Consider the following 2,186-nt stretch of genomic DNA (forward strand, 5'->3'; position numbering starts at 1 on the left):
CGCCGATTGTCATCATGGCCGCGAGCAGGAAGGGTAAAAGAGATCGTAATCGCATTGACCAGCCAGATTGAAAACTGAAATCGAACAGTCTGCCGAGAAAGGTAAGAATCTTTCCGCTTCAAACAGGAAGATTCATAGATTGTTAATCAATAAATAAAACGATGCAGGTGATGTTATCTTTGGAGCCCCCTTCCTGTGCCGTTTTTACTATTTCCTCGGCTGTCTTCTGTGGATCATCAAACTGTCCCAGAAATTCCTGCAGTTTTTCGTCCGAAATTCCATCGGTCACGCCATCGGAGCAGAGCAGAATCCGATCCCGGGCTAATGGGTCCAACTGTCGGGTTTGCGTACCCGCACTTCCATCTTTGGTGCCCAGATAGCGATAGAGTACATTTTTGTATCGATGCGTTAATGCTTCTTCAGGAGTGATCGTGCCGGCATCGACCAAAGCCTGTGTCAGGGAATGATCGGTAGTCAGTTGATGCAGAGTATTATTTCGCAGCAGGTAAACACGACTGTCTCCCACGCCACCGATAAAAAACTTTTCTCCGGCCTGAACCACAAAAACGATTGTCGTACCCATACTGCGACAGGAAGGGTCCACTTCTCCGAGCGCCATAATCTCTGCATTGGCATGCGAGACCGCTTCATCTATCGACGGAATCACGCGCTCTGTATTGCCGTTCTCAAAATCGATCAGTTGATTCAGTTTTTTCGGAATCAGCTCGATGGCTAACTGGCTGGCCTTTTCGCCTGCACTTTGCCCACCCATACCATCTGCAACCAGAAAGTATTTATTGAGTGAATCGATGTAATAATTGTCCTCATTATTTTCACGGAAATTACCGGTAATGCTGACTGTGCCGTAACGAATTCCAACCATTAATAAGCCTGTTTTGTTCGCCGATGATAAACCAGATTGAGTTCGGAGTCCCATTCTCCAAATGCCAGGCAAATGCCAGATTACTTTCCAGTATCATAGCATCTTTTACCATAGATGGAAATTTTAAAAATGCCGTATCTGCTTGTTTTTTACTGTCTTAGCCGATATCCGGGTTTAGGGGAGCACCTCCCGGTTCATTCGGATCGAGTATCTGAACACGGATGTCGCGATGGTTAAACGGGGGTCGCACCAGATCGATTTCAGGGGCAAACCGTCTGGACAAGATCACGCACTCCCAGTGTCGTCGAGCAGATGAAAAGTTCGCCTGCCTCGAAGCCGGCGCTGGTTCCCAGCAGGCTGTTCTGGCTCTCCACAAGCCGAAATACCCGTTTTTTCTCGGGCGGAAATTGTGATTCGTAAGCACGGATGGAAGCCAGTTTTTGTTCTAAGGTGTCTGAAATATCGACGACAAACTGCCCGCTTCCTTCGGGATAATTCAAAGAGCCAAAGCCCAAAGGATACCAGATTTGCTTTTTGATCGTGTGCGGCTCGGTATTGCTGAACTGGTCATTCCACTTTGTCAGCCGGGAATAAAAGACGGCGGCGTCGGTGATCTGCATGGCCTGCCAGTGATCGGGAGAGGCCATCGGTGTTTTGCCTGCGAGCCCCAGCACAACCTGCGGACGATATTTGCGAAATAATGTCGCTAAGGCGACCCGGTTTTCAAAGCTGTCAAACAGGCGTCGATTGGTCAGTTCCAGGGTCTCCCGGACATGAACCCCCAGAATTTCCGCCGCTTTTTGTGCTTCTTTCAGTCTGGCTTCAGGGCCCGTACTCAGGGGAGTTGGTTCCCCATCGGTGAGGTCGATGATTCCCACCCGGTAGCCTTGCAAAACGAGTTTTGCCAAGGTTCCGCCGCAGGCAATTTCCACATCATCAGGGTGTGCGCCAACGGCGATCACATCCAGCGGTTCCGGGAGCTCTGTATTCATTTTAGGTTCTCATACGCACTCGGAAAAGAGTTTCTCGATGATTATGATTTTTTTCAATGCCGTCAGTCTTTTAATACACGCATGAAGGCAGTGAAACGAAACGGTACAGGAATCTGTTTCCTGCCGTATTTTTGGGAAAGCAATGAAAACTATTCTTTGTGCTCAACCTGCATTCGTCAACGATGGAAAGTGGAATATCTTCAGAATCATGATAATCAGTGTGCTCGAACTCACGCTTGAGCGACTCCCATTTGCCGATTAACAGATAAGGAAGGCTTATGGCACCCTCTGTAAATTGCTATTTTTTTAGT

The 2,186-nt window shown here is 48.2% G+C and carries 2 protein-coding genes; both read right to left on the reverse strand.

Annotated elements, in window-relative coordinates; genetic code table 11:
• Positions 1-142 precede the first annotated feature (142 nt).
• A complete protein-coding gene (locus Q0294_RS10315; RefSeq protein ID WP_299464394.1) occupies positions 143-937 on the reverse strand; it encodes a protein phosphatase 2C domain-containing protein in 795 nt (264 codons plus the stop codon).
• A 206-nt stretch (positions 938-1,143) separates the two neighbouring features.
• Complete coding sequence (locus tag Q0294_RS10320) at positions 1,144-1,875, reverse strand: PIG-L family deacetylase (protein WP_299464397.1); 732 nt, start codon at positions 1,873-1,875, stop codon at positions 1,144-1,146.
• Positions 1,876-2,186 lie beyond the last annotated feature (311 nt).

It is taken from the genome of uncultured Gimesia sp. (assembly GCF_937919775.1).
Lineage (GTDB): Bacteria > Planctomycetota > Planctomycetia > Planctomycetales > Planctomycetaceae > Gimesia.

Bases quoted from the DNA above. Each gene is read 5' to 3' on its own strand.
- Q0294_RS10320 (WP_299464397.1), bottom strand. From the start codon at position 1,875: ATGAATACAGAGCTCCCGGAACCGCTGGATGTGATCGCCGTTGGCGCA.
- Q0294_RS10315 (WP_299464394.1), bottom strand. From the start codon at position 937: ATGGGACTCCGAACTCAATCTGGTTTATCATCGGCGAACAAAACAGGC.